The sequence below is a fragment of the Roseicyclus sp. genome, assembly GCF_052168335.1.
Classification (GTDB): Bacteria; Pseudomonadota; Alphaproteobacteria; order Rhodobacterales; family Rhodobacteraceae; genus Roseibacterium.
In genome coordinates this window covers 1-1,185 of sequence record NZ_JBQLZP010000091.1, presented here as the reverse complement: position 1 = coordinate 1,185, position 1,185 = coordinate 1, and the positions used below count along the sequence as shown (strand labels likewise).

Below are 1,185 nucleotides of genomic sequence, written 5' to 3'. Positions count from 1 at the left end.
CCGAAGCGCACCTGCCCGGGGCCGAGCGGGCGACGGTCGCAGCCGCCGTAGCGGTAGTGGACCGGCAGGAGCGTGAGGCCGATGCCCGTCCGCGCCGTCGCGGCGGCGATGCGGGCGGCCATTTCGGCGACGTCGTCGTAGGGTGCCCCGCCCGGCTGGTGGTGGAGATAGTGGAACTCGACGTTGGTGGCGTAGCCCGCCTCCAGCATCTCCATCTGCACGAAGGCGGCGATGGCCTCGACATGGTCGGGCGTCAGCCGGTCGAGGAAGCGGAACATGAGCGCGCGCCAGGTCCAGAACGTGTCGCGCGGGTCGGGGCCCCTCCGCTCGGTCAGGCCGGCCATGGCGCGCTGAAAGGTGTGGCTGTGGGCGTTCACGGGCGCGGGCAGCAGGATGCCGACGCGGGTATCCGCCGGTTCGGGCGCGCCCTGCCCCACCGTCGCGATGCGGCCCCCGGCGTCGACGGAGACACGGACCCCGTCGGTCCAGCCCTCCTGCGTCAGGGCGCGCGCGGCCCAGAGTGTCGTCATCGCCTTCTCCGCTTGACGCGCCATTATGTGCAGACATATACCGTTCACGCACAGACATGACAAGGTCCGCCATGCTCCTCGTCGACGCCACACTCGCCGGAACGGAGGCCGACCTGCCCCACGGGCTGATCCCGCGCGGCGCCGTGGTCGTGGAGGGCGACCGGATCGCCTGGGCCGGGCCGGAGGCGGAGCTGCCCGCGCGCTTCGCGGGCCTCGAGCGGATGGGCCTCGAAGGCCGCCTCGTCACGCCGGGTCTGATCGACTGCCACACCCACATCGTCCACGGCGGCAACCGGGCCCGCGAGTTCGAGATGCGGCTCGAGGGCGCCACCTACGAGGAGATCGCGCGCGCGGGCGGCGGCATCGTCTCGACCGTCGCGGCGACGCGGGCGGCGGGGGAGGAGCGCCTTCTGGCGGAGGCGCTGCCGCGCGTCGACGCGCTGATCGACGAGGGGGTGACGACGCTGGAGGTCAAGTCGGGCTACGGCCTCGACGTGGAGACCGAGCTTTCCATGCTCCGCGCCGCGCGGCGGATCGCCGAGGTGCGGCCCGTGCGGGTCAGGACGAGCTTCCTCGGCGCCCATGCCGTGCCGCCCGAGTATCGCGGGCGCGCCGACGCCTATGTCGATGACGTCTGCATTCCAGCGCTCGAAGC

At 72.8% G+C, this 1,185-nt stretch carries 1 protein-coding gene and 1 pseudogene; one reads left to right on the top strand and one right to left on the bottom strand.

The annotated features are described in order from the left end of the window. Positions 1-530 (bottom strand): annotated as a pseudogene (locus ACTS11_RS03005) (formimidoylglutamate deiminase); the annotation flags it as partial. A 71-nt stretch (positions 531-601) separates the two neighbouring features. On the opposite strand from ACTS11_RS03005, the gene ACTS11_RS03000 reads away from it, so the two are divergent. Continuing rightward, on the top strand, positions 602-1,185 hold a 584-nt coding region (locus ACTS11_RS03000; protein ID WP_442638862.1), incomplete at its 3' end, for an imidazolonepropionase-like domain-containing protein.